The organism is Tropicimonas omnivorans, from assembly GCF_031846565.1.
GTDB classification, from domain to species: domain Bacteria; phylum Pseudomonadota; class Alphaproteobacteria; order Rhodobacterales; family Rhodobacteraceae; genus Tropicimonas_B; species Tropicimonas_B omnivorans.
The window spans coordinates 771064-794258 of the sequence record NZ_JAVRHL010000001.1 but is presented as its reverse complement, the minus strand read 5'-3'; the positions used below and the strand labels follow the sequence as shown (position 1 = coordinate 794258).

Genomic DNA, 23195 nt, shown 5'->3' with positions numbered 1-23195 from the left:
CGGGGGCGGCCGATCTCTTGCGGGCATGAGCGATGAAAGCGACCCGATCTGCCCTCTCTGCCTGCGCCCGATCCCGCCCGGAGTGCGCCAGAGCCGGCATCATCTCGTCCCCCGCCTCAGGGGCGGCAAGGGCGGCGAGACCGTCCTTCTGCATCAGATCTGCCATTCGACGATCCACGCTCACCTTTCCGAAACAGACCTCGCGCGGAGCTATGCCACGCCAGAGGCCCTGCGCGCGCATCCCGAGATCGGGCGCTTCGCGGCCTGGGTCGCCCGGCGCCCGCCCGACTTCTACGCCCCGCAGCAGATGAAGCGGCGGGCCCGCCGCCGCTGAGGGACTCAGCGCCGGTCGGCGGGCTTGCCCGCCAGAAGCCGCTTGATCCCGCCGACGAGACCTTGCGGCGCGGCCAATGCTGGCGCGGCCATGTCGAGAACCGTCCGCTCCAGATCCTCCCGCGCCACGACGCGGTCGCAAAGACCCCAGCCGAGCGCCTCCTCGGCGCCGATCCTGTCCGCCCCGAGCAGCATCCGCCTCGCGCGCCCCTGCCCGACGATCGCGGCGAGGCGCAGCGGGTCCGAGGGCTGCGGCAGGGCGCCCATCCTGAGAACCGGGTAGAAGAACTCCGCCCCCTCGGCTGCGATACGCAGATCGCAGGCGAGCACCATGCCCAGCGGGCCGCCGGCAGCGGTTCCGTTCAGCGCCGCGATGGTGAGGCAGGGCAGCCCGGCGATGCGCGCAGACACACGCTCCCAGACATCCGAGTGGCCGAGGCCTTCCTTCATCTCCTGAAGATCCGCGCCGGCCGAGAAGACCGGCCCCTCCCCGGTCAGGATCACGACCCTTGCAGCGGCCCGCTCGGCCTCCGCCGCGGCGGCCTCGACAGCCCGCAGCATATCCCGGGTCAGCGCGTTGCGCTTCTCGGGGCGGGCGAGCGTGATGCGCCAGACGCCGTCCTCGGAGGCCTCTACCTCGACCGGAGCGCCGGCCTCCCGCTCGGGCGCCATCAGACGAGCCCGACCTTGCGGCGGATCTCCTCGTCGCGGAGGCTGAGTTCCTCCCCGACATGCGCGTCCGCCTCCGGCCCCGCCATCCACACGAGCGTCCGGGCCACCCATTCGGGCGAGATGTGCTCCGACCAGTCGAGCTGGCTGACCCGGTTCACACCGCTGTCCTTGATCTGCTGCTGCATGTCCGTGGCGACCGTTCCCGGAGAAAGACCCATGGCGCGGATGCCGCCCTCGCCGTTCTCGAGATGAAGGGAGCGGGTCAGCATCGCGGCGCCGGCCTTGGAGGCGCAATAGGCGCTCCAGCCCTCGTTCGGCCCGTGGGCGGCGCCCGAAGAGATGGTGAGAATCGTGCCGGCGCCCTGCGACAGCATCACCGGCAGCGCGGCGCGCATGCCGTGGAAGACGCCGCGGAGGTTCACGTCGATCGCCTGTCCCCATTCGTCGGGATCGGCCTCCGACAGCCGTGCGATCGGGCCGATGACGCCGGCATTGTTTACAAGCACGTCGAGCCGTCCGAACGTTCCGACGCAGGCATCCACGGCGGCGCGCACCTCCCAGAAGCGGCTGACGTCACAGGGAACCGCAAGCGCCGCGTCGGCCCCCAACTCGCCGGCGAGGTCGGCCACCGCCTCCCGGTCCCGCGCCAGGAGGGCCACCTTGGCGCCGGCTGCGACGAAGGCGCGGGCGGCCTCGGCGCCGATCCCGCGGCTCGCCCCCGTGATGAGTGCGATCTTGCCGTTCAGATCCGTCATGGGATGTCCCCTCAGAGCCGGTGTCCTGTCATTCGGGGGCACGCGTAGCGCATGGTCTCGTTCCCCGCAAAGGCAAAGCCGCGGCTCAGCGCCGGCCCTCGCGGAGCCACGCCCCGAGCAGAAGCAGCCCGGCGAGAAGCAGGTATACCACCGGCCAGCCGAGCGGGGTGACGGCCACATCGGCGGTGCGGAACGCCCCGCGCGGCGTGATACCGAGCCAGCCGCGGCCCTCCGCCGTGCGGCCCGCGGAGACCTGGCGGAGATCGGGAACGCCGTCCGATATCGCGCGGATGCCGCCCTGCGTTCCATCCACCAGGGGAGCGAGCAGATCGCCGGAGGCGATGGTCTCCTCGAATTCACGCGGCGCCGGGGGGCCGAGGGCGACGATGGCCGTCAGCTCCCCGTCATCGAGCCGGTAGAGGCCGTCCTCGTCTCCGGTGAACGTGCCCGAAAAGCGGCCCGGAGCGGTTTCGGCAAGCTCGAGGGTGAAGGTCTCGCCGTCCGGCCCCGTCACGATGACGCTCTCCGGCGGCTCGCCGAGGCTTCGGCGGGTGACGGTGACCTCGTGGCCATCGGCGGTGGCGGTCAGCGCCTCCTCCTCCAGCTCCGGCTCCTTCATCATCCAGTGCGCGAGCCGGCGGAGAAGTTCGAGCTGCGGCCCGCCCCCCTCGTAGCCGCGGGACCAGAGCCAGGCGTGATCCGAGGCGAGGAGCGCGACGCGGCCCTCCCCCACCCGGTCGAGCATCAGGAGCGGGCGCTCCTCGTCGGTCCCGGACAGGACGACCTGCGCGCCCGACGCCGCCTCGGTCTCGATCAGGCGGAACCAGCTGCCCCAGGGCGGGGCGTCGCCCTCCGTCTCAGTTGCGGCGCGCGGCGTCGGCAGGGCCACGTCGTCCAGTCCCTCGGTGACGGGATGGCGGGCGCCGGTTTCGGTGATCCGCGGCCGGAACCCTTCCTCCACCACGCGCGCGGTCGGCGCGCCGGGCAGGATGTCCCCCAGGGGCGAGCGATAGAGGCTGTCGGCGGACGCATAATCGGGCCCGGCGGCAACGAGGACCGCGCCGCCCCGCTCCACGTAGGAGCGCACGTTGTCGAGATAGATTGCCGGCAGGATGCCGCGGCGCTTGTAGCGGTCGAAGATGATCAGGTCGAACTCGTCGATCTTCTCCAGGAACAGCTCCCGCGTCGGGAAGGCGATGAGGGACAGCTCCGTGACCGGCACGCCGTCCTGCTTTTCGGGGGGGCGCAGGATGGTGAAGTGAACGAGGTCCACCGACGAATCCGACTTCAGAAGGTTGCGCCATGTCCGCTCGCCCGGATGCGGCTCGCCGGAGACGAGAAGGACGCGGAGGCGGTCGCGCACCCCGTTGATCTGCACGACGGCCGCATTGTTGCGCCTCGTCAGTTCCGTCTCGTCGCCGGCGACGGAGAACTGGATCACGTTCGTGCCGCCGTGGGGCAGCGTGACCGGCAGCTCCAGCTCCTCCCCCGTGGGCACCTCGAAGGGCACGGGCTCGGAGCCGTCGACGGAGATGGTAAGCTCGGCACGGCCCGCCATCTCCTCGGGGACGGCGCCCCGATCCTCGACACGCAGGGACAGCATGACCTCCTCGCCGAGGATGGCGAAGGCGGGCGCGTTGGTGATCTCGAGGCGGCGGTCCCAGTCGTCCTCCTCACCGGTCAGCAGCACGTGCAGGGGAGCCGGCAGGTCGGGCGCGGCTCCGAGGTCGTGCACCTGGCCGTCGGTGACGAGGATCGCGCCGGCGACGCGGGCGCGCGGCTCCTCCGCCAGAAGTTCCGACAGGGCCGTCATCGCCAGCGTCCCGGCGTCGTCCTCGGCGTCGCGGACAGTTACTTCGCGCAATTCGGTATTCGGCAGCGCCTCCACCTCGGCGCGGATGCGCTCGGCGGCCTCCTCGGTCTGGCCCGGGCGATCGGAGATCCGCTGGCTCGCGCTCTCGTCCAGCACCATCAGGACAATGTCGCTGAGCGGCGCGCGATCCTCCGTCTGGAAGGACGGGTTGGCGACGGCGAGGCAGAGAACCGCCCCCGCGAGGCCGCGCAGCCACCAGCCCTTGAGGCCCCGCCAGAGCGCGAGGATCGTGAAGGCGAGCGCCATCCCGGCCGCGGCCCAGAGAGCCCACCACGGCAGGAGCGGATCGAAGAGAATCTGGCCTGCGGTCATTGTCCCAGCCTGTCGAGAAGTGCGGGCACATGGACCTGGTCGGACTTATAGTTGCCCGTCAGCACATGCATGATGAGGTTCACGCCGAAGCGATAGGCGATCTCGCGCTGGCGCTCGCCGGAATAGCCCCGGCCCACCGGAAAGATCGCGTTGCCCCGGGGATCGGTCGCCCAGGCCGCGGCCCAGTCGTTGCCGCCGATCACGACCGGCGTCACCCCGTCGTTGAGATTGCGGAAGGGCATCCCGTCCACACGCTCTGCATCGGCGGGCGACGCCTCGACCCAGACATCGCGGCCGAGATGGCGGCCGGGAAAGTCCTGGAGCAGGTAGAATGTCCGGGTGAGGACATGATCCTCCGGAATGGGCTCGATGGGCGGGATGTCGAGCGGCGCGGCGAGTTGCCGGAGCTTGCGTCCCTCGGGCGTCTCGCCGGAGCCGAGATCGGCGTCCCGCGTATCGAAGAGGATCATCCCGCCCGACCGCAGGTAAGTGTTCAGCTTGGCGTAGGCATCGGCGGAGGGCATCTCCTGCGCCGTGCTGACGGGCCAATAGAGGAACGGGTAGAAGGCAAGCTCGTCCTCCTCTAGGTCCACCGCCTCGGGCGCGGCGGGCTCGATCGAGGTCCGCGCGAAGAGCACATCCGAAAGGCCCCTCAGTCCCGCCTGCGCCGTGTCGTCCACCTGGGCGTCCCCGGTGATGACATGGGCGAGAACGACCTCGGATGTCGGGGTGGGCGCCGGCTCCTGCGCCATCGCCGGGTCCGCGAGGGACGAGGCCAGCACGAGACCCGCGACAAGCGCCGCCGCACGCCCGGCACCGCGGGGACCGAAGCGGCCGGTGAGGAGAAGGGAGGCGACGACGTCGACGGCCAGGAGGAGGAGGGCGAGGACGAGGGCGAGGCCCTTCAGCGGCGTTTCGGCCTCGGTCGACATGCCTTCGACGGGGATGCGCGCGGGCCAGTCGGTCGCGGCCAGCGTATCCCCTTCGGCCATCACGTTGAGCGCAAGCTGGCGGTCCTCTCCGGCATAGAGGCCCGGCGGTGTGTCCGGCCCCGGCCGGGCGGAGACGAGATCCTCGCCAGCGATGCCCGGCATGGTGCCGGCGTCCTGAAGCGTGCCGAACGCGTCCAGCACCTCCTCGGGGGTCCAGACCGTACCCTCCATGTCCTCCGCGTCCGGCATCGAGGGGCGGGTGGAGACGGCGAGACGCTCCAGCATCTGGACGAAGAGCCCGGAGAGCGGAAGGGTGGACCATTCGGCATTGGCCGTGACGTGGAAGAGCACGACCTGCCCGTCGCCCAGGGGCTTGCGGGTCACGAGGGGAGTGCCGTCGTCGAGGGCGGCGATGCTGCGCTCCGGCAGATCGGGGTCCGGCTGCGCCATGACCTGCGCCGAAACGCGGACATCGTCCGGAACGAGCAGACCGGCGAAGGGCGTGCCGTCCGGAAACGGCCTCAGGGTACGCGGCTCGCCCCAGCTCATCGCGCCGCCGACCGACCGCCCCCCTTGCCTCAGCCGGACCGGAAGGAGCGGATCCTCCTCGTCCCGGCTGACATCGGACGCGGCGAGGCGTGGGCCGGCGAAGCGCACCAGCAATCCGCCGCCCTCGACCCACCCGGTCAGCGCCTCCCGCTCGGCCGGGGAGAGACGGGCGACATCGGCAAGGACGATCGCGTCCGGATTGGCGGGAATGACGTCCGTCAACTGGCCCTCCAGCAGGTCCGCCGTCGGCTCCAGCGCCTGTTGCAGGTAGTGCAGCGGCGAGAGAAGCTCGAGCCCCTCGCGGGCGCCGCTGCCGTCGATCAGGGCGACCTCCCGACGCTCGAGGCTGTCATCGGCGAGCGCGACGGCCCCGGCGGAGCGGGCGCCCTCGATCTCGAACCGGGTGATGCGATTACGCAGTTCGGCGGGGAGGGAGAGCGCGGCTTCCGTTCGGGTGTCCCCGGGGGCGAAGGTGGCCTCCACCCGCGCCAGGGCCCGCTCCGTCCCGGACGGATCGAGCCCGCGGGCCACGACGGGGACGGTCGCCTCGATGCCGTCCGCCGCACGCAGGACATCCACCTTCACGAGGCCATCCTCGAAGCGGGCTGGGGTGAGCGCATGGATGGGGCGCGGGCTTTCGAAGACGGTCACGGCGCCTTTCCTCTCCAGCGCCTGAAGCGCGTCCTCACGGCCCTCGCGGGCCAGTCCGTCAGACAGCCAATACGTCTCCCACGCCTCTTCGGGCGCCTCCGCCCACTCCGCCAGGGCAGAGGGCTCGGGCGCCCAGGGAGAGGGGGAGAGCCCCGGCAGACGACTTGCCCAGGCCTCCGACGCGAGAAATTCGGGGCCATCCGGCGGCAGATCGGTGGAGAGCGCCACGGCGACGGAGCGCCCCGCCTGCCCGGCTTCCTCCGCGAGCGCCTCCATCCGGTCGAGGCGGCGCGGCCAGTCCCGCGCATCCGCCCAGGTCGCATCCGCGAGGATCAGGAGGGGGCCGCTGCCCGCCCGCTTGTCCTGCGGGTTCAGGACCGGGCCGGCGAAGGCGAGGATGATGAGCGCCGCCGCGAGGACGCGGAGCAGCAGCAGCCACCACGGCGTCCGGTCGCTCTGGGTCTCGTCCTCTCCCAGCCCGAGGAGCAGCGCCACGCCCGGAAACCGCTGCCGGATCGGCGCCGGCGGCACGGCGCGCAGGATCAGCCACAGCACCGGAAGAACCACGAGCGCGGTGAGGATCGCGGGGGCCGCGAAGCCGAGGGGGCCGAGCGTGAACATGGATCAGCGGCTCCGGTCGAGGGCGGAATAGAGCCACAGCAGCGCGGCCTGCGCCGAATCGCCCGTGTGGTGGCAGGTGTAAAGCCAGCCCGAGAGACGGCCGAGCTCATCGAGCCGCCCCTTCCGCTCGGCGAGCCGGTCCAGATACCGCTCCTTCAGGCCGCCGGCCTTGAGCGTTTCATGCCGGACCCCGCCGCCCATGCTCTCGAAGATCGTGCGGCCGTTGAAGGGAAAGGTCTCCTCCACCGGGTCCAGCACCTGCAGAAGCGCGCCCCGCACCGACCGGTCGGTGGCCTTGCCGAGGCTCTCTTCGACGGCGGCGGGATCGCCCAGGAAATCGCTGATGAAGACGGCGCGGGAATGGGGCGGCAGGCCGGTCGTGTCGGGCACGCCGTACTCGCCGCCATCCAGCGCATCGCCAGTCAGGGCCTCGGCCATCCGGACGAGGGAGAGCCGCCCGGCGCGCGGCGGCTGACCGAGATTGGCTAGGCCGACCCGCTCCCCGGCCCGCACGAGTAGGACCGACAGCGCCAGCGCGAGAAGCCGCGCCCTGTCGGATTTCGCGGGCCGCGACGCATCCCCGGTGAAGCCCATCGCGCTGGAGGCGTCGACCCAGATCAGGACGCTCTGCGCCCCCTGCCATTCCCGCTCCCGGATGTAATGCGTGTCCGACCGGGCGGAGCGGCGCCAGTCGATCATCCGCGCCTCGTCACCGACGCTCAGGGGGCGGTACTGCCAGAACTCGTCACCGACGCCGGCCCGGCGGCGCCCGTGGGAGCCGGTCAGGACGGAGTTGGCGAGTTGCTCGGCCTCGGCGAGAAGCGGCGGAAGGCTGGAGGCCAGCCCCTCGGCGCGGGTTCGCATCTGTGGACCGGCCTGGGAGGTGACGGGTCCATCGCTCACGCGGCGACCTCGCTGCGCGTGTGCTGGTAGACGATCTCCTGGATGAGCCCGGCAAGGCTCTCGCCGCGGGCGCGCGCCGCGAAGGTCAGCGCCATGCGGTGAAGAAGGACGGGCTCGGCCATCGCGGCGACATCCTCAGGAGAGGGCGCGAGGCGCCCGTCCAGCAGCGCTCGGGCGCGGACCGTCAGCATCAGCGCCTGCGCGGCGCGCGGACCGGGCCCCCAGGCGACATCCCGGTTCACGCGTTCGGGCGCGCCGGGCTCCCCGGGGCGGCAGGCGCGGACGAGGTCCAGGATCAGGTCCACGATCTTCTCCCCCACCGGCATCCGGCGGATCGTCGTCTGCGCGTTCAGAAGCTCCTGCGCGGTGAACACGGCCTGCGCCTCGGCGTCCTCGGTGCCCGTGGTCGCCATCAGGATCTCCCGCTCGGTGGCGCGGTCCGGATAATCCACGTCGATCTGCACCAGGAAGCGGTCGAGCTGTGCCTCGGGCAGCGGATAGGTGCCCTCCTGCTCGATCGGGTTCTGCGTCGCGAGGACGTGGAAGGGCACGCCGAGGGCGCGGTGCGCGCCGGCGATGGTCACCTCGCGCTCCTGCATCGCCTGGAGGAGGGCCGATTGCGTCCGGGGACTGGCGCGGTTGATCTCGTCCGCCATAAGGAGCTGGCAGAAGATCGGCCCCTCCACGAAGCGGAACTCCCGCCGCCCGCCCTCGAGCGTGTCGAGGACCTCGGAGCCGAGGATGTCCGCCGGCATCAGGTCCGGCGTGAACTGGATGCGGTTCCCGGACAGCCCCATCACGGTGGAGAGCGCCTCGACGAGGCGCGTCTTGCCGAGGCCCGGAAGGCCGATCAGCAGGCCATGGCCGCCGCAGACGAGAGCCGAGAGGACGAGATCCACCACCTTTTCCTGACCGATGAACCGGCGGGTGATGGAGGTCTTCGCCTCGCCAAGCAGGCCGCCCAGCCGCTCGATCTCGGCGACCAGTTCGGTGGGGTCGGACATGACAAACGCTCCTCGTGGATTAGCTTTCGGCACGACGGATCGCACGCAAGGAGAGTGTGAGGGAATGCCGAAAGCCAAGTCCAGCCACAGTGATGTGAGAACCGGCAACACCGCCGCCTCCGCCGAAAGCCTCGCCGATGCCGCGCGCGCTGCCTCCGGATCGGGCAAGGGCCCGCCCCTCGAGGCCTGGGACCCTCCCTTCTGCGGCGATCTCGACATGGAGATCCGCCGGGACGGGACCTGGTTCTACGAGGGCACGCCGATCGGGCGAAAGGCGCTGGTGAAGCTCTTTTCCACGATCCTCTGGCGCGAAGGGGATGCCTACTTCCTCAAGTCTCCGGTGGAGAAGGTCGGCATCCGCGTGGAGGACGCGCCTTTCGTGGCGGAAGACGCGGAGATCGAGGGAGACGGGGCGGAGCAGATGATCCGGTTCGCCACGCAGGTCGGCGACGCCGTGACTGCCGGACCCGATCATCCGATCCGCGTGGTGCGCGACGCGGCGACCGGCGAGCCCTCTCCCTACGTTCTCATCCGCCGCAACCTGGAGGCCCTCGTCGACCGCAAGACGTTCTACCGCCTTGTCGACGCCGGCACCCGCGAGGAGGTGGAGGGCACGCTCTGGTTCGGTCTGCGCTCCGGCGGAACGTTCTTCCCCATCATCCCCGCCAGCGAACTGCCGGACGGCTGAGGGGACGGTTCCCCGGCGAGGACCGGCGCGGAAACATAGCCCTCGTCGGGCGTCAGGACGAAGGAACGGCCCCTTCCGCGGCCGGATCCCGGCTCAGTGTGCCGCGGCCCAGTTCGGCCCCCTGCCGGCCTCCACGACAAGGGGGACGGAGAGCTTCACGGCCGGGTCGGCGGCGCCTTCCATGATCTCGCGGACGCGCTCGGACACCTCGTCCGCCGCGGCCTCGTCCACCTCGAAGATCAGTTCGTCATGCACCTGCAGGAGCATCTTCGCCGGCATCCCCTCGATTGCGGGCTCCATGCGGATCATCGCGCGGCGGATGATATCCGCTGCCGTCCCCTGGATCGGCGCGTTGATGGCGGCGCGCTTGGCGAAGCCGGCCCCCGGCCCCTTGGCGTTGATGTCGGGCGTGTTGATCCGGCGGCCGAAGAGGGTCTCGACGTAGCCGTTGGCCTTCGCGAACTTCGTGGTCGCGTCCATGTAGTCCTTGATGCCGGGAAAGCGTTCGAAATAGCGGTTGATGAAGGCTTGCGCGTCCTCCCGCGGGATCCTCAGGTTGCGCGCCAGACCGAAGCCCGAGATGCCGTAGATCACGCCGAAATTGATCGCCTTCGCCTGTCGCCGGATCATCGGGTCCATCCCCTCGACGGGCGTTCCGAACATCTCGGAGGCGGTCAGCGCGTGGATGTCGACCCCGTCCCGGAACGCCTCGCGCAGCGCGTCGATCCCGGCGATATGGGCTAGGATGCGCAGCTCGATCTGGGAATAGTCCAGCGATAGCAGGACCTTGCCCTCCTCCGCCACGAAGGCCTCCCGGATGCGGCGGCCCTCTTCGGTGCGGATCGGGATGTTCTGGAGGTTCGGCTCGGTGGAGGCGAGCCGGCCGGTATTGGCGCCAGCGATGGAATAGGAGGTGTGGACGCGGCCCGTCTCGGGATTGATGTGGTCCTGAAGGCTGTCGGTGTACGTGGACTTCAACTTGGACAGCTGGCGCCAGTCGAGAACGCGGCCGGGCAGGTCGTGCACCGTCGCCAGGTCCTCCAGCACGTCGGCGGGCGTGGACCAGGCGCCGGTCTTGCCCTTCTTGCCGCCTTCGAGACCCATCCTGTCGAACAGGATCTCGCCCAGCTGCTTGGGGGAACCCACGTTGAACGGCTCGCCTGCGAGGGCGTGGATGTCCGCCTCCAGTTCGGCCATCTTCTGCGCGAAGGCGCCGGACATGCGGGAGAGGACGTTCCGGTCCACCTTGACGCCCTCCAGTTCCATCCGCGCGAGCACCGGGATCAGCGGCCGCTCAAGCGTCTCGTAGACGGTGGTGACCCGTCCGGCATGGAGCTGGGGCTTGAGATGCTGCCACAGGCGCAGGGTGATGTCCGCATCCTCGGCGGCGTAGCGGACCGCGTCCGGGATCGGGACGCGGTCGAAGGTGATCTGGCTCTTGCCGGAGCCGATGAGCTCCTTGATCGGAATGGGGTTGTGGCCGAGGTACCGCTCGGACAGCGCGTCCATTCCGTGGGTATGAAGGCCGGCATGGAGGGCGTAGGACAGCAGCATCGTGTCATCGAGCGGGGCGACCTCGATGCCGCAGCGGGAGAGGATCTTCGCGTCGTACTTGGCGTTCTGCGCGATCTTCAGGATCGCCGGATCCTCCAGCATCGGCTTCAGCGCCTCGAGGACGAGATCCTTGCCGATCTGCCCGTCCGACAGCCCTCCGCCGAACATGTCGTCCTCTCCGGAGCGGTGGGCGAGCGGGATGTAGCAGGCGCGGCCGGGCGCGATGGCGAGCGAGATACCGACGAGCTCGGCCCGCATCTCGGAGAGCGAGGTCGTCTCGGTGTCGAAGGCGACGTAGCCCTGCGCCGCGATCCGGTCGAGCCACGCGTCGAGCTGGGTCATCGAGCGGATGCACTCGTAGGCCTCCGCATCGAAGGGCACGGCCTCGGGCACGGGCGGCGCATCGGCCTGCGCCGCACCCTGATCCTCGATCGCCGGCGCCTCGACGCCCAGCTTCTCCGCGACGCGCTTGGAGATCGTGCGGAACTCCATCCGGCCGAGGAACTCGAGCAGCACCTCCGCGTCCGGCTCCTTCACCTCGAGATCGTCCAGCGTGAAGTCGAGCGGAGTGTCGCAGTCGAGCTGGACGAGGCGCCTCGAGAGACGGATCTGCTCGGCATGGTCGATCAGGGTCTGCCGCCGCTTGGGCTGCTTGATTTCCCCCGCGCGCTCCAGAAGCGTCTCGAGGTCGCCGTATTCGTTGATCAGTTGGGCCGCGATCTTGAGCCCGATGCCGGGCGCGCCCGGCACGTTGTCGACCGAGTCGCCCGCGAGCGCCTGCACGTCCACCACGCGGTCCGGGCCGACGCCGAACTTCTCCTCCACTTCCTCGACACCGATGCGCTTGTTCTTCATCGCGTCCAGCATCTCCACCCCGCCGCCGACGAGCTGCATCAGATCCTTGTCGGAGGAGATGATGGTCACGCGCCCGCCCGCCTCGCGGGCCTGGCATGCAAGGGCTGCGATGATGTCGTCCGCCTCGTAACCGGCTTTCTCCTCGCAGGCGATGTTGAAGGCCCGGGTGGCCTCGCGGGTCAGCGGGATCTGCGGACGCAGGTCCTCCGGCATCTCGTCCCGGTTGGCCTTGTAGAGGTCGTAGATCTCGTTGCGGAAGGTGAGCGAGCCCTTGTCGAAGATCACGGCGGCATGGGTCGGCGCATCCGGGCCGGCACTGTCCTCGATGTACCTGAACAGCATGTTGCAGAAGCCCGAGACCGCCCCGATGGGCAGGCCGTCCGACTTCCGCGTCAGCGGCGGCAGCGCGTGGTAGGCGCGGAAGATGAACGCCGAGCCGTCGATGAGATGCAGGTGGTGTCCCTTGCCGAATGCCATGGCGCGCCGCTCCTGTCGCATGGTTGGGGTGGCGCGATCTCTAGCCGGGTCGCGCGGCGGAATCCATGGGGCGGGGAGGCGTCCGGGTCAGAGCCGCCCGAGCATGTCCGCAAGGATGCCGACCGAACGCTCCCGCGCCTCGGCTGACGAGCCCGCGTAATTGTCGAGGCCGGGCGCGGAATTCACCTCGAGGATCGCCGCATCCGCGGCCGTCTCAGACAGGTCCCCGGCCATCACGTCCACCCCCGCCGCGGCGAGCCCCAGCGCGTCCGCCGCACGCACCGCGATCTCCTCGGCTCCCGGCGCCAGCCGCCCCGTCAGATCGACGAGGGAGCCGCCGGTGGAGAGGTTCGCCCCGAAAAGGATCGGCACACGCCGCCCGTCCTCCACCACGTCCTTTCGGGACATCCCCGCCGCGGCGAGCGAGCGGGCGATGCGTGGATCGTCCCCTGAGAGGACGGCGCCTCGCTTGCCCACGGCAATCTTCTCCAAGGCCTCCGTGATGAGCGCATCGGCGCTGCGCACCCCGTCCCCCTCGATGAAGGGCGGCGCGCGCCGGTAGGCCGCCCGCACCCGCCCGTCCAGCACGAAGAGCCTGTGATCGGTGCCCGGCAGGAGCCGCTCCACCCGCGCCCGATCCTCGCGGGACAGAAGCGCGGCCAGATCCCTCTCGATCTGGGCCGGCCCCGTCGCGAGCGACACGCCGCGCCCCTCGGAGCCGTTGTTCGGCTTGATCGCGACCGGCGCGCCAGCGGCGAACGTCACCGCCTCCGGCAGGCCCGGCAGGCCGGCACCTGCTGCACCGATCCTGAGAGCGAGCCTGTCCCGGAACGTCTCGGCAAAGACCGTGATCCCCTCGGCGGCCGGCAGCCCGGCGGCCCGCAACACCTCGGCGGTCCAGCCCTTGTCCGCGGCGATCGCCGCCGCCGCGTCGGAGTTCACGCCGAGGGAGGCGCCGAAGATCGGCCGCGCCTGCCCGTCCGCCCGGACGAATCGCGCCAGATGACCGAATGTCCGCTCAATCTCCAGATGCCCGCCGCACCGCGCCCCCGCTTCGCTCAAGAGCGTCACGAGGACGCGGGACTGGGAGAGCCGCTCGGCGTCCGGCACCTCGTAGAGCATTCAGGCGGCGGCGCCGGCCTCGCCGGACGTCTCCTCGTCCGCATGCGAGGTCAGGGCGAGGAACGCATCCTCGAGATTCGGCTCCTCGCTACGCACATCGGCCACGGATATTCCGGCCGCGCGCACGATGTCGAGAAGCTGCCCCGCCGTCACCTCACCGCGCCGGTAGGTCAGCGCCACGGCCCCCGCCGGACGGCGCGACATCTCGACGCCCTCCGGCAGGCCCGGAAGCTCCCCTATGGGGGTATCTTCCTGCGGCGTGACCACGAGGGCCTTGGCATCGAGACGGCCGACGAGGTTCTGCGTCGAATCCTGCGCCACGATCCTGCCCCGGTCGACGATGGCGATCTCGTCGCACATCTCCTGCGCTTCCTCGAGGTAATGCGTGGTGAGGATGATCGTCATGCCATCCTCCTCGTTCAGCCGCCGCACGTTCCTCCACAGCATCTTGCGCAGCTCGATATCCACGCCGGCCGTCGGCTCGTCGAGGACGAGAACATGCGGGCGGTGAACCAGCGCCTTGCCCAGGAGCAGCCGCCGCCGCATGCCCCCCGACAGGTTGCGCGCATAGGCGGAGGCCTTGTCCGTAAGGCCGATGGTCTCGAGGATCTCGTCCGTCCGCCGCTCCCGCTTCGGCACGCCGTAGAGCCCGGCCTGCACCTCGAGTGACTGGCGCGGCGTGAAGAAGGGATCCATGTTCAGCTCCTGCGGCATCACGCCGATGGACGCCCGGGATTGCCGTGGATTCACGTCCTGGTCGAATCCCCAGATCCGGACCTTCCCGGAGGTCTTCATCACGAGGCCCGCGAGGATGTTGATCAAGGTGGACTTGCCGGCGCCGTTCGGCCCCAGAAGCCCGAAGATCGCGCCCGCGCGCACTGTGAGGTCGACACCGTCCAGCGCGGTCTTGGGGGGCTCGCCGCCCACCGCCGCGTAAGTCTTCGTCAACCTGTCGATCTCGATGGCGTTGCCAGTCATGCGCCCTCCGGCCCCTTGCCCGTGCAAGGGCGTTCCTTATGATGCCGCGAACTTAAGGCCCACCGGGCGCCGCGACAAGGAAACCGCAATGACCAAGCCCCCCGGATCCCCCTCCATCGATCCCCCGGAGACCGAGGTCGTGAACAAGATGCGCGTGGTCTGCGACGGCAGCGGCCCGGGCCTCGGGCATCCGCGCGTCTGGCTTTCGGTCAGCCACGAGACCGGTTGGGTCGAATGTCCCTATTGCGACAAGAAGTTCGTGCACGAGGACTGGGCGGAAAGCTGAACCGCTTCACCGCGTGTTAATGCGAATCGGGTTTCCTCGGCGGCGTCAGAACCGGAGCCCGAAATGCCGTCCTCGCACCAGATCGTCGCTGTCCGCCGCAGCTTTCTGCTCGTCTCCTCGCGGAACGACGCGCTGGTGGCGAACTTCTACGCGCTTCTCTTCGCGGAGAACCCGGGCCTCCGCGCGATCTTTCCGCAGGACATGGGCGCTCAGCATTCCAAACTGAAGGACATGCTTCAGACGGCGCTGACCTCGCTGAATTCGCCCCGCGCCCTCATCGCCCCGCTCAAGGCCCTCGGCGCGCGCCATCGGGGCTACGGCGCGCAGTCGGAGCACTATCCCGTCGTCGCCAGTACCCTGATCGCCACCCTGAAGGAGGCGTCCGGCCCCCTCTGGACGAAGGAGATGGAAGAGGCCTGGGGCGCCGTTCTCGGCTTCGTCGCCGAACACATGATCGCCGGGGCAAAGGAAGCCGCCGCAGCAGCCTGACGTGGCGAAAAGCATGCCGGCTGGATTACGCGCTTCCGCCCGACCGCCCTTGCGCTGCCCGGTGAGGCAACCGGCTTCCTCCCCGTTCAGCACCACTCCGCCCTCTCTCACCGCCTTCTCCGACGTCTCGTGGGTCCCGCGCCACTCCCGGATCCAGGCCTCGCGCGAGAAGACGAGAGCCGGGGCCGCGCCGAGCACCCTCCCCGCCTTTTCCAGTCGAGAAACCCACGGAGAGTCATGTAAGCGATGTCCGTCCACCAAGTGCGGAAGGTACCCCGCCCCTCCCCGCCCCCGAACCGCTCGGACCGGCAGGCACCCCGATCACCCGGGCCGCCCCTGTCCACAATCCGCTCCGCGTCGTGATCTTCGGGCACTCTCCTGCCGAGGACGGCCCACACGGCGGCCGGGCGATGCTCGCGCTTGCCGCTCCCGGCGATCCCCGGCATACCCGCATGCGATGAAACCGCAGCTTTCCTATCCGGACCTCGTAAAGGCCTTCACCCGCTTTCGTGACGCGGAGCCGGAGCCGAAAGGGGAGCTCGTGCATGACAGCGCGTTCACCCTTCTCGTCGCCGTCGTGTTGTCCGCGCAGGCTACGGATCGCGGTGTGAACAAGGCCACCGAACCGCTTTTCGCCGCCGCCCGGACACCGGAGGCGATGCTGGCCCTCGGCGAGGAGGGCATCGCGGAGCACATCAAGTCCATCGGTCTCTTCCGGAACAAGGCGAAGAACGTCTCGAAGCTCTCCCGCATCCTCGTGGAGGAATATGGCGGCGAGGTCCCCTCCTCCCGTGCCGCCCTCGTGGCACTGCCGGGGGTCGGGCGGAAGACGGCGAATGTCGTTCTCAACTCGTGGTTCAAGATGCCCGCGCAGGCGGTGGACACGCATATCTTCCGCGTCGGGAACCGCACCGGCATCGCGATCGGCAAGGACGTCATCGCGGTCGAGCGGGCGATCGAGGATCACGTCCCCGCGGAATTTCAACTTCACGCCCATCACTGGCTGATCCTGCACGGGCGCTACACCTGTACGGCGCGGAACCCCAAATGTGGCGCCTGCGTGCTGGGGGATCTGTGCTGCAACGAAGGAAAGACGGCATGAGCGGCTACAGCGTCATCGGGATGGGGAATGCCATCGTCGACGTCCTCTCCCATTGCGACGATTCGTTCCTCGACCACATGGGGATCGAGAAGGGCATCATGCAGCTCGTGGAGCGCGAGCGGGCCGAAACGCTCTACGGGGCGATGGAGGAGCGGCGTCAGGTCGCCGGCGGTTCCGTGGCGAACACGCTCGCCGGCCTCGGCGCACTCGGCGTCTCCGCCGGTCTCATCGGCAAGGTCCGGGACGATGCGCTCGGCCGGTTCTACGCTTCCGCCATGCCGCCGGGATCGACGTTTCTCAACGAGCCTGTCTCCGGGGCGCAGCTTCCGTCGAGCCGGTCCATGATCTTCGTCACCCCAGACGGCGAGCGCTCGATGAACACCTATCTCGGCATCTCCGCCGAACTGGGTGCCGAAGACCTGCCGGAGGAGGAGGTTCGCGGCGCCGACATCCTGTTCCTCGAGGGCTACCTCTTCGACAAGAGCCCCGGCAAGCAGGCATTCCTCCGCGCCGCGGATCTCGTCCGATCGGGCGGGGGCCGTGCCGGGATCGCGCTGTCGGACCCGTTCTGCGTGGACCGGCACCGGGAGGATTTCCGCAGTCTCGTCGCCGGCCCGATGGATTTCGTGATCGGCAACCGCGAGGAATGGATGTCCCTCTACCAGACCGAAACGCTCGACGCGGCGATGGAGCTGGCCGTGGCGGATTGCGACCTCGTCGTCTGCACGCGATCCGGCGAGTCCGTCTGGCTGTTCAAGGATGGCGAGCGGGCCGAGGCGGAAGTCTCCCGTGTCGTACCGGTGGACGCGACCGGCGCGGGAGACCAGTTCGCGGCGGGTTTCCTCTACGGTCTCGTCACCGGCAAGGACCTCGAGACCTGCGGCCGCATGGGCTGCATCGCCGCGACCGAGGTCATCGGCCATTTCGGCGCCCGCCCCGAGGCCGACATCAAGGCCCTCTTCCGGGATGCCGGACTGATCTGAGCCACACCGTCCGGCGGACGGGGGCTCAGGCGTCCCCGCCCCACGCCTTGAATTCCGGGTGGTTCGGCGAATCCCGGTCCGTCAGGACCATGTTCGGCGGCTCGCCGCGATCCAGAAGCTCGGTCGCCAGAGCCACGGCCAGCGCCCAGCCGGTGCCAGCGGCCCAGCCGGCCAGCACGTCCGACGGCCAGTGCACGCCGAGATAGACCCGGCTTACGCCCACCGCGATCGTCAGGAGCGCCGCCAGGGCGATGACGTAGATCTTGATGGCCCGCCGCTCCTGCACCCGCGCCACCAGTACCGCCAGCGTCAGGTACACGATTGCGGACATCATCGAATGGCCGGACGGGAAGGACGCGGTGTGGACGATGGAGCCGTGCGGCACGATGTCCGGCCGCGCCCGGTCGAACGCGTTCTTCGCGACCTGCGAGAAGAGGATCCCGGACGCCACCGCGATCAGCAGCACCACCATCGACATGCGGTTGCGCTGGAGCCAGAGCAGTCCGGCGACGGCGATGGTGAGGAGCGTCAGGACACCCACGCCTCCGAGCGCGGTGAAATCCCTCATCAGCTCTTCCACGAACGGCGGGCCGATCGGGTTCGACGGGTCTCCGGGCGTCCGCATCAACAGGATGATCGCCCGTTCGAGGCGGGCCGCGGGATCGAAGGCCACGCTCTCCGCCAGCTCGGCGAATCCCCATGCGATCATCGCAAGAAGCGCGAGCAGCGCCATGGTCGAGAATTCGGGACGCCCACGCTGGATCAGCGAGCGGATGAAGGAGAGGCGGCGGATCGGTGACATCGGCGCAGAATGGCGGTCAGGCGCGCCGGGTCAAGCCGAAGGCGCCGCGGCAAAGGGATCCATCCCCGCCGAGGCCATGGCGGCGCGGTACTCCTCGAGGAGCCGCGCGCAGAGTTCGGCGGCCCGTGGTGCGTCGGTGATCGCCGCGCTCCCCTGCCCGGCAGACCAGACGGTGCTCCAGGCTTTCGCCTCGTGCCCGGCATCCAGCTTGCCGCCGGGGCCGAGATTGTCCGGATCGAGGCCGGCCGCGACGATGGAGGGACGCAGGAAGTTGGCGTTCACGCCGGAGATGGCGGGGGTGTAGACGACGTCCGCGGCGCCGCTGTCCATGACCATGCGCTTGTACGCCTCGTCCACCATCGCCTCTTCGGTCGCGATGAAGCGCGTGCCGAGATAGGCGAGGTCCGCTCCCATGACCCGTGCCGCGGCGATGTCCTGCCCGGTGGAGATGGCACCGCCGAGGATAACGGTACCATCGAAGACCTGCCGGATCTCGGTCAGAAGCGCGAACGGGCTGGTCGCGCCGGCATGGCCGCCCGCCCCTGCCGCGATCCCGATCACCCCATCCACGCCAGCCTCGGCGGCCTTCTCGGCATGGCGGCGCGTGGTCACGTCGTGAAAGACGAGGCCGCCATAGGAATGGACCGCATCAACGAGGTCCGAGACCGCGCCGAGGGACGTGATGACCAGCGGAACCTCGTGCTCCACGATCACCTTCAGGTCCGCTTCGACGCGGGGATTGGACCGGTGGACGATGAGATTGACGCCGAAGGGTGCATCCCCGTCGCCGAGGGCGTCCTCGATCTCGTCCAGCCACTCGGCAAACCCTTCCGTCGTGCGCTGGTTGAGGGCGGGGAATGTTCCCAGAACGCCGGCGCGGCAGGTCTCGATGACGAGCTCGGGGCCCGAGGTCAGGAACATCGGCGCAGCGATGGCAGGGAGGGACAGGCGTCCCTCCAGCGTCTTTGGCAATGTCATGCGGTCGGCCTCCCGGGGTCTCTCCTGAGCATGACGATAGGCGCCGAAGGCATCGGAGCAACCGCGACGCTCCGTCAGAGCGTCAGCCCGTGTCAGCCGCCGGCCGCCATCTCATCCCATTCCGGAAGCATGAGCGCATCGCGTCCCAGGGGGGCGCGCATCTGCGCCAGAGCCTCGGCCGGGACGGCGCCGAGCGTGTGGGGCCAGGCGGGCTGATCGCCACCGGCATGGACGGTCTGCAGCGCGTCCAGCCGGGCCTGATCCTGGGCGGCGCGCCGCATGAACCGGAATTCCAGATCGAGGGCGGTGCGGACGCTGCCTCCGGAGCTGCGCAGATCCCGGACCGTGGCGAGCGTCCAGTCCATGGACAGGGGCGCGGCGCGGCGGATGGAGGCGGCAGCCTCGGCCGCGAGGGCGGCCTCCGAATCGTCCTCCTTCGCCTCCGCTTCGAGGGCGGCGAGCATCTCCGGCACGGTATTTCGCGCGAAGACCTCGTCGAGAGCCTGGCACGCATAGAGCAGCGGCGCATCCGGCGCGGGATAGGCGGCCTCGTCCACCGTGCGGAGCAGGCCGGTCCGGCACAACTCGTCGATGAGATCCGGCCAGTCCTTCTCCGGTACGAAGGCGTCGGCGAGACGGCCGCAAACGGCATCCCCCGGCCCCGCGGACACGCCGGCAAGCCCGAAATACTCGCCGAGCCGGGCGGGAGCGCGCGCCAGAAGGTAGGTCCCGCCGGTATCCGGGATGAGGCCGGTGGCACAGCCGTCGAACACGATGCGGCTGCCGTTTCCTACCACGCGGCGTTGCGCGAAACAGCCCAGGGCGACGCCGGTCCCGGCCACGCGGCCGGAGAGGAAGGAGACGATCGGCTTGCTCGGCTGTGCGATCCGGTCCGCAAGGCGGTACTCGCAGCGCAGCACCTCGGCGGCGGTCGTGGCTCCCCCCTCCCGCGCATGGCGCAGGAACTCGCCCAGATCGCGGCCGGCGCAGAAATCTCCCTCGGCGTCGATCACGATGAGGGAGACGGCGTCGTCCCCCTGCCACGCCTCGAGCGCCTCCCGGATCTCGCGGCAGCAGCCTGCCGTCAGCCGGTTGCGTTCATCGGGACGCGTCAGGGTGATGCGCCCTGCCCGGCCGTCCCGTCTGATGTGCAGTTCGTCGCTCATGCCAAGTCGCAGGTCCCGGCCCTCCTCGGCGGGGTCCCCGCAATCCTCCCGATTGTCCGTTTTCTCCAATGACCATCTTTGCCGAAATCGGCCGAGGTCAACCGCAGCTCAGGCGCCGAGCTTGGCGTGAACCTCGTCCAGATCGACCTCGCCCACCGGCATCTTGTTGGCAGGGTTCTCGAAATCGTACCGGAAGAGCTGGAAATCCTTCTTGTACATTTCGAAGACGAGATGCATCGAAAGGTCGTCGAAATAGTCCTCGACCGGGTGCGCCCGTTTCGGACCGTGCCCCTCGCTCTCGTTGAACCGCGGGATCGTCGCCAGATCCACGGAATGGGGCGTGTCGCAAGCGTCGAGCACGGCTTGCATTCCCTCGTTGAACGTCTCCGTCCAGAAGATCCTGTCGTAGCGCCCACCGTTCACGATGAACGTGGAGATATGCGAGGACATCGCCGACCAGTGGATGTCCGGCTCCATCGGGCGACGGAAGCGGATCGTGTCCCGCGCGAAGAGCAGGAAGCGCCGGAAGGAGCGGATCTGATCGAACTCGAAGCCCGTCTCGGGATCCCCCACCTCGATCCCGTAACGCTGGACGAGCTGGGGAACGAGGTTGCCGCGATACCGGTTGCCGTTGCGCTGGATGCCGCAGATCTTGTCGAAGAAGGAGGACAGGATGCGCCCGTAGGGGTTGCGGACGCAGGTGAAGGTCGGGCTTCGATGGCCCTTCACGTTGGCCTCGATGAGCGGCTTGCTGTTCTCGAAGCCCCACTTGTGCAGCCCCGCCTCGGCATCGTGCACGTCACCGTCGAAGAACGCACCATGGTCGGAGTAGTACATGATCTGACCGATGGTGGAGCAGGCGCATTTCGGCACCACGCGGTACACCATGCTTTCGCTCTCGGTCATCCACGTTCCGGGAAATCCCATTCAGGCCTCTTTTCATGACGACAGGGTCCGCCGCCAGCCTTGGCCGCTTCCTGCGGCAAGAGAGCAAACAAGCCCTGTCATTTCAACGGCTCTTCACGATATTCAGTCTGCAATCAAGGAATTGCTTCCGCGAAAGGACCGGATGGCCCGGATCGCCTACATCCTGCTGTGTCACAAGGACCCCGATGCGGTGATCGCTCAGGCCGAGCGGCTGACCGCGGCCGGCGACTGCATGGCGATCCACTTCGACGGTCGCGCACCGAAAGACGCGTTCCAGAAGATCGAGGCCGCCCTTGCGGGCAATCCGAACGTGACCTTTGCCCGGCGACGGGTGAAGTGCGGCTGGGGCGAGTGGAGCCTCGTCGAGGCGACCCTCGAGGCCACGCGCGCCGCGGTGGCGGCCTTCCGGAGGGCGACGCACTTCTACCTGCTCTCCGGCGATTGCATGTCGATCAAGTCGGCCGAGTACGCCCACAATTTCCTCGACTCGAAAGATGTCGACTACATCGAGAGCTTCGATTTCTTCGAGAGCGACTGGATCAAGACGGGGATCAAGGGCGAGCGGCTCACTCACCGGCATTTCTTCAACGAACGCAAGCACAAGAGCCTGTTCTACGCCAGCCTGGCGCTGCAATCGCGGCTTGGCCTGACGCAGCAGATCCCCTCGGATCTGCAGATCATGATCGGGAGCCAGTGGTGGTGCCTCCGGCGGCGCACCGTCGAGGCGGTCCTGTCCTTCTGCGAGGAGCGGCCCGACGCGATGCGCTTCTTCCGGCGGACCTGGATCCCGGACGAGACCTTCTTCCAGACCGTCGTGCGCCACGTGGTGCCGGGCGTGGAGATCGAGACCCGGACGCTGACGCTGCTCATGTTCACCGATTACGGGATGCCGGTGACGTTCTACAACGACCACTTCGACCTCCTGCTCACCCAGGATTCCCTCTTCGCCCGCAAGATCAGCCCGGAGGCGACGGACCTGAAGGCCCGGCTCGGCCGGATCTATGCCGAGACGGGCGTCCATTTCCCGATCTCGGGCGAGGCGGAGAGCCTCTATCGCTTCCTGGCTGGACGCGGCCGGATCGGGCGCCGCTACGCCGCCCGGTTCTGGGAGGAGGCGGGCCATGAACAGCCGCGGGAGCTGCTGATCGTGGTGTGCAAGAAGTGGCACGTGGCCAAGCGGCTGATGGCGCGGATCAAGCAGGTCACGGGAGCGCCGGGCATCGACTACCTCTTCAACGAGGAAGATACCGAACTGCCCCATCTCGGCGGCATACAATCCACCCTCGAGAAACGGACGCGGCACCGGCGCGCCCTCATCCGAATGCTGTTCGACTACCACGGCAAGGACCGGCTCGCGATCTGCCTCGACCCGTCGATGATCGACCTCATGCAGGATTTGCAGTCTGACCGCTCGACCGTGCGGATGCTGGAGATCGAATGCGACATGACGGACGACTACCTTGCCGGCCACGCCATGCGCGTCGGCCTTGCCGGAGCGTCCACGCCGAAAGACGTGATAGGTCGGCTGATCCCCGCGATCCGCTATGACATCCTCCACGAGAGCGGTCGGCTGCGGCAGGCCGGTTTCCCGCATCTGGAGCGCATCCGGCAGTCGGCGGATCCCGAAGAGAACGCCGGCCCCCTCGCCCGCTTCCTCTCCATCTCGCATGAGGAGGCGAGGGAGATCACCTCGATGCCCCACCTCTTCACCGATTGACCGCAGCCCTTCCCGACCTCTTCCCCGAAAGGACCCGGCATGACCCACGCCTATGACGACACAAACATCTTCGCGAAGATCCTGCGCGGGGAGATCCCGAACGACACCGTTCTGGAGACCGAGCACTCCCTCGCCTTCCGGGACATCACGCCCAAGGCGGCGGTCCATGTCCTCGTGATCCCGAAGGGCGCCTACGTGACCTACGATCACTTCGCGCGGGAGGCATCGAACGCACAGATCGCCGATTTCACGCGCGCGATCGCCGAGGTTTGCCGCCGCGAGGGGCTGGAGGAGGGAGGCTACCGCCTCATCTCCAATGCCGGCGAGGCAGGCCTTCAGGAGGTGCCGCACATGCACGTGCACATCCTCGGCGGCCAGGCCCTCGGCCCGCTTCTGGCCGGATAAGGCGCAGGTTCCGGGTCGCCGGGCGCGTCCCCCTCGCGGCATTGTCGGAACGCTGATGGAC

Annotated in this window: 21 protein-coding genes; 8 read left to right on the top strand and 13 right to left on the bottom strand. The window is 69.0% G+C overall.

The features are described from left to right. Positions 1 to 25: 25 nt before the first annotated feature. Positions 26 to 334, top strand: coding sequence for an HNH endonuclease family protein (locus RM543_RS03930; RefSeq protein ID WP_311689585.1), 309 nt, complete (start codon positions 26 to 28; stop codon positions 332 to 334). Positions 335 to 339: 5 nt separating this feature from the next. Here the strand turns inward: RM543_RS03930 and RM543_RS03925 are convergent, their stop codons facing one another. The 6 genes from RM543_RS03925 to RM543_RS03900 all read right to left on the bottom strand — a co-directional run bounded on the left by RM543_RS03925 (position 340) and on the right by RM543_RS03900 (position 8605). Further along, complete coding sequence (locus RM543_RS03925) at positions 340 to 1005, bottom strand: enoyl-CoA hydratase/isomerase family protein (RefSeq protein ID WP_311689584.1); 666 nt, start codon at positions 1003 to 1005, stop codon at positions 340 to 342. Next, positions 1005 to 1760, bottom strand: coding sequence for an SDR family oxidoreductase (locus RM543_RS03920; protein WP_311689583.1), 756 nt, complete (start codon positions 1758 to 1760; stop codon positions 1005 to 1007). The genes RM543_RS03925 and RM543_RS03920 overlap by 1 nt, the downstream gene beginning before the upstream one ends. 85 nt (positions 1761 to 1845) lie before the next feature. Beyond that, positions 1846 to 3945: a hypothetical protein gene (locus tag RM543_RS03915; protein ID WP_311689582.1), complete on the bottom strand. Its 2100-nt coding sequence runs from the start codon at positions 3943 to 3945 to the stop codon at positions 1846 to 1848. Further along, entirely contained in the window at positions 3942 to 6698 is a 2757-nt protein-coding gene (locus RM543_RS03910; protein ID WP_311689581.1) for a DUF4159 domain-containing protein, read from the bottom strand. Before RM543_RS03910 ends, RM543_RS03915 begins: the two co-directional genes overlap by 4 nt. A 3-nt stretch (positions 6699 to 6701) precedes the next feature. After that, complete coding sequence (locus RM543_RS03905) at positions 6702 to 7562, bottom strand: DUF58 domain-containing protein (protein ID WP_311689859.1); 861 nt, start codon at positions 7560 to 7562, stop codon at positions 6702 to 6704. Between the two features lie 35 nt (positions 7563 to 7597). Then, complete coding sequence (locus tag RM543_RS03900; protein ID WP_311689580.1) at positions 7598 to 8605, bottom strand: AAA family ATPase; 1008 nt, start codon at positions 8603 to 8605, stop codon at positions 7598 to 7600. A 64-nt stretch (positions 8606 to 8669) separates the two neighbouring features. Here RM543_RS03900 and RM543_RS03895 point away from each other — a divergent pair, with 64 nt between their 5' ends. Beyond that, a complete protein-coding gene (locus tag RM543_RS03895) occupies positions 8670 to 9293 on the top strand; it encodes a DUF1285 domain-containing protein (RefSeq protein ID WP_311689579.1) in 624 nt (207 codons plus the stop codon). A gap of 93 nt (positions 9294 to 9386) precedes the next feature. Here RM543_RS03895 and polA read toward each other — a convergent pair whose 3' ends face one another. The 3 genes from polA to RM543_RS03880 form a co-directional block, all read right to left on the bottom strand. Beyond that, positions 9387 to 12179, bottom strand: a complete 2793-nt coding sequence (polA, locus tag RM543_RS03890) for a DNA polymerase I (protein ID WP_311689578.1) — start codon at positions 12177 to 12179, stop codon at positions 9387 to 9389. Positions 12180 to 12266: 87 nt separating this feature from the next. Next, the gene (locus tag RM543_RS03885) at positions 12267 to 13301 is read right to left on the bottom strand and encodes a hypothetical protein (RefSeq protein ID WP_311689577.1); all 1035 of its coding nucleotides are present in this window, start codon (positions 13299 to 13301) and stop codon (positions 12267 to 12269) included. Then, the gene (locus RM543_RS03880; RefSeq protein WP_311689576.1) at positions 13302 to 14279 is read right to left on the bottom strand and encodes an ABC transporter ATP-binding protein; all 978 of its coding nucleotides are present in this window, start codon (positions 14277 to 14279) and stop codon (positions 13302 to 13304) included. A gap of 88 nt (positions 14280 to 14367) precedes the next feature. Between RM543_RS03880 and RM543_RS03875 the strand changes: the two genes are divergently transcribed. The 4 genes from RM543_RS03875 to RM543_RS03860 all read left to right on the top strand — a co-directional run bounded on the left by RM543_RS03875 (position 14368) and on the right by RM543_RS03860 (position 17139). Next, the gene (locus RM543_RS03875) at positions 14368 to 14565 is read left to right on the top strand and encodes a zinc-finger domain-containing protein (RefSeq protein WP_116085810.1); all 198 of its coding nucleotides are present in this window, start codon (positions 14368 to 14370) and stop codon (positions 14563 to 14565) included. 63 nt (positions 14566 to 14628) lie between these two features. Beyond that, entirely contained in the window at positions 14629 to 15054 is a 426-nt protein-coding gene (locus RM543_RS03870; protein WP_311689575.1) for a globin domain-containing protein, read from the top strand. 457 nt (positions 15055 to 15511) lie between these two features. Continuing rightward, positions 15512 to 16156, top strand: a complete 645-nt coding sequence (nth, locus tag RM543_RS03865; RefSeq protein ID WP_311689574.1) for an endonuclease III — start codon at positions 15512 to 15514, stop codon at positions 16154 to 16156. After that, positions 16153 to 17139, top strand: a complete 987-nt coding sequence (locus tag RM543_RS03860) for an adenosine kinase (protein ID WP_311689573.1) — start codon at positions 16153 to 16155, stop codon at positions 17137 to 17139. The genes nth and RM543_RS03860 overlap by 4 nt, the downstream gene beginning before the upstream one ends. Before the next feature lie 25 nt (positions 17140 to 17164). Here the strand turns inward: RM543_RS03860 and RM543_RS03855 are convergent, their stop codons facing one another. The 4 genes from RM543_RS03855 to RM543_RS03840 form a co-directional block, all read right to left on the bottom strand. After that, complete coding sequence (locus RM543_RS03855) at positions 17165 to 17941, bottom strand: phosphatase PAP2 family protein (RefSeq protein WP_311689572.1); 777 nt, start codon at positions 17939 to 17941, stop codon at positions 17165 to 17167. Positions 17942 to 17971: 30 nt separating this feature from the next. Beyond that, positions 17972 to 18919: an NAD(P)H-dependent flavin oxidoreductase gene (locus RM543_RS03850; RefSeq protein WP_311689571.1), complete on the bottom strand. Its 948-nt coding sequence runs from the start codon at positions 18917 to 18919 to the stop codon at positions 17972 to 17974. Between the two features lie 92 nt (positions 18920 to 19011). Further along, on the bottom strand, positions 19012 to 20085 hold the full coding sequence (locus tag RM543_RS03845) for an enoyl-CoA hydratase/isomerase family protein (RefSeq protein ID WP_311689570.1): 1074 nt from the start codon (positions 20083 to 20085) through the stop codon (positions 19012 to 19014). Positions 20086 to 20193: 108 nt separating this feature from the next. Beyond that, positions 20194 to 21012, bottom strand: a complete 819-nt coding sequence (locus RM543_RS03840; RefSeq protein WP_311689569.1) for a sulfotransferase family protein — start codon at positions 21010 to 21012, stop codon at positions 20194 to 20196. Between the two features lie 142 nt (positions 21013 to 21154). Here RM543_RS03840 and RM543_RS03835 point away from each other — a divergent pair, with 142 nt between their 5' ends. Both RM543_RS03835 and RM543_RS03830 read left to right on the top strand, forming a co-directional pair. Then, positions 21155 to 22729 (top strand): DUF5928 domain-containing protein, encoded by a 1575-nt coding sequence (locus tag RM543_RS03835; protein ID WP_311689568.1) that lies wholly within the window; start codon positions 21155 to 21157, stop codon positions 22727 to 22729. 39 nt (positions 22730 to 22768) lie between these two features. Continuing rightward, the gene (locus tag RM543_RS03830) at positions 22769 to 23134 is read left to right on the top strand and encodes an HIT domain-containing protein (protein ID WP_311689567.1); all 366 of its coding nucleotides are present in this window, start codon (positions 22769 to 22771) and stop codon (positions 23132 to 23134) included. The last annotated feature ends 61 nt before the right edge of the window (positions 23135 to 23195 follow it).

What these genes read in the sequence shown, in the direction of transcription:
- polA (WP_311689578.1), bottom strand. Translation starts at nt 12,179, where the DNA reads ATGGCATTCGGCAAGGGACACCACCTGCATCTCATCGACGGCTCGGCG.
- RM543_RS03880 (WP_311689576.1), bottom strand. Translation starts at nt 14,279, where the DNA reads ATGACTGGCAACGCCATCGAGATCGACAGGTTGACGAAGACTTACGCG.
- RM543_RS03870 (WP_311689575.1), top strand. Translation starts at nt 14,629, where the DNA reads ATGCCGTCCTCGCACCAGATCGTCGCTGTCCGCCGCAGCTTTCTGCTC.
- RM543_RS03900 (WP_311689580.1), bottom strand. Translation starts at nt 8,605, where the DNA reads ATGTCCGACCCCACCGAACTGGTCGCCGAGATCGAGCGGCTGGGCGGC.
- nth (WP_311689574.1), top strand. Translation starts at nt 15,512, where the DNA reads ATGAAACCGCAGCTTTCCTATCCGGACCTCGTAAAGGCCTTCACCCGC.
- RM543_RS03930 (WP_311689585.1), top strand. Translation starts at nt 26, where the DNA reads ATGAGCGATGAAAGCGACCCGATCTGCCCTCTCTGCCTGCGCCCGATC.
- RM543_RS03920 (WP_311689583.1), bottom strand. Translation starts at nt 1,760, where the DNA reads ATGACGGATCTGAACGGCAAGATCGCACTCATCACGGGGGCGAGCCGC.
- RM543_RS03840 (WP_311689569.1), bottom strand. Translation starts at nt 21,012, where the DNA reads ATGGGATTTCCCGGAACGTGGATGACCGAGAGCGAAAGCATGGTGTAC.
- RM543_RS03905 (WP_311689859.1), bottom strand. Translation starts at nt 7,562, where the DNA reads ATGCGAACCCGCGCCGAGGGGCTGGCCTCCAGCCTTCCGCCGCTTCTC.
- RM543_RS03850 (WP_311689571.1), bottom strand. Translation starts at nt 18,919, where the DNA reads ATGACATTGCCAAAGACGCTGGAGGGACGCCTGTCCCTCCCTGCCATC.
- RM543_RS03910 (WP_311689581.1), bottom strand. Translation starts at nt 6,698, where the DNA reads ATGTTCACGCTCGGCCCCCTCGGCTTCGCGGCCCCCGCGATCCTCACC.
- RM543_RS03855 (WP_311689572.1), bottom strand. Translation starts at nt 17,941, where the DNA reads ATGTCACCGATCCGCCGCCTCTCCTTCATCCGCTCGCTGATCCAGCGT.
- RM543_RS03915 (WP_311689582.1), bottom strand. Translation starts at nt 3,945, where the DNA reads ATGACCGCAGGCCAGATTCTCTTCGATCCGCTCCTGCCGTGGTGGGCT.
- RM543_RS03885 (WP_311689577.1), bottom strand. Translation starts at nt 13,301, where the DNA reads ATGCTCTACGAGGTGCCGGACGCCGAGCGGCTCTCCCAGTCCCGCGTC.
- RM543_RS03895 (WP_311689579.1), top strand. Translation starts at nt 8,670, where the DNA reads ATGCCGAAAGCCAAGTCCAGCCACAGTGATGTGAGAACCGGCAACACC.
- RM543_RS03830 (WP_311689567.1), top strand. Translation starts at nt 22,769, where the DNA reads ATGACCCACGCCTATGACGACACAAACATCTTCGCGAAGATCCTGCGC.
- RM543_RS03875 (WP_116085810.1), top strand. Translation starts at nt 14,368, where the DNA reads ATGACCAAGCCCCCCGGATCCCCCTCCATCGATCCCCCGGAGACCGAG.
- RM543_RS03845 (WP_311689570.1), bottom strand. Translation starts at nt 20,085, where the DNA reads ATGAGCGACGAACTGCACATCAGACGGGACGGCCGGGCAGGGCGCATC.
- RM543_RS03860 (WP_311689573.1), top strand. Translation starts at nt 16,153, where the DNA reads ATGAGCGGCTACAGCGTCATCGGGATGGGGAATGCCATCGTCGACGTC.
- RM543_RS03835 (WP_311689568.1), top strand. Translation starts at nt 21,155, where the DNA reads ATGGCCCGGATCGCCTACATCCTGCTGTGTCACAAGGACCCCGATGCG.
- RM543_RS03925 (WP_311689584.1), bottom strand. Translation starts at nt 1,005, where the DNA reads ATGGCGCCCGAGCGGGAGGCCGGCGCTCCGGTCGAGGTAGAGGCCTCC.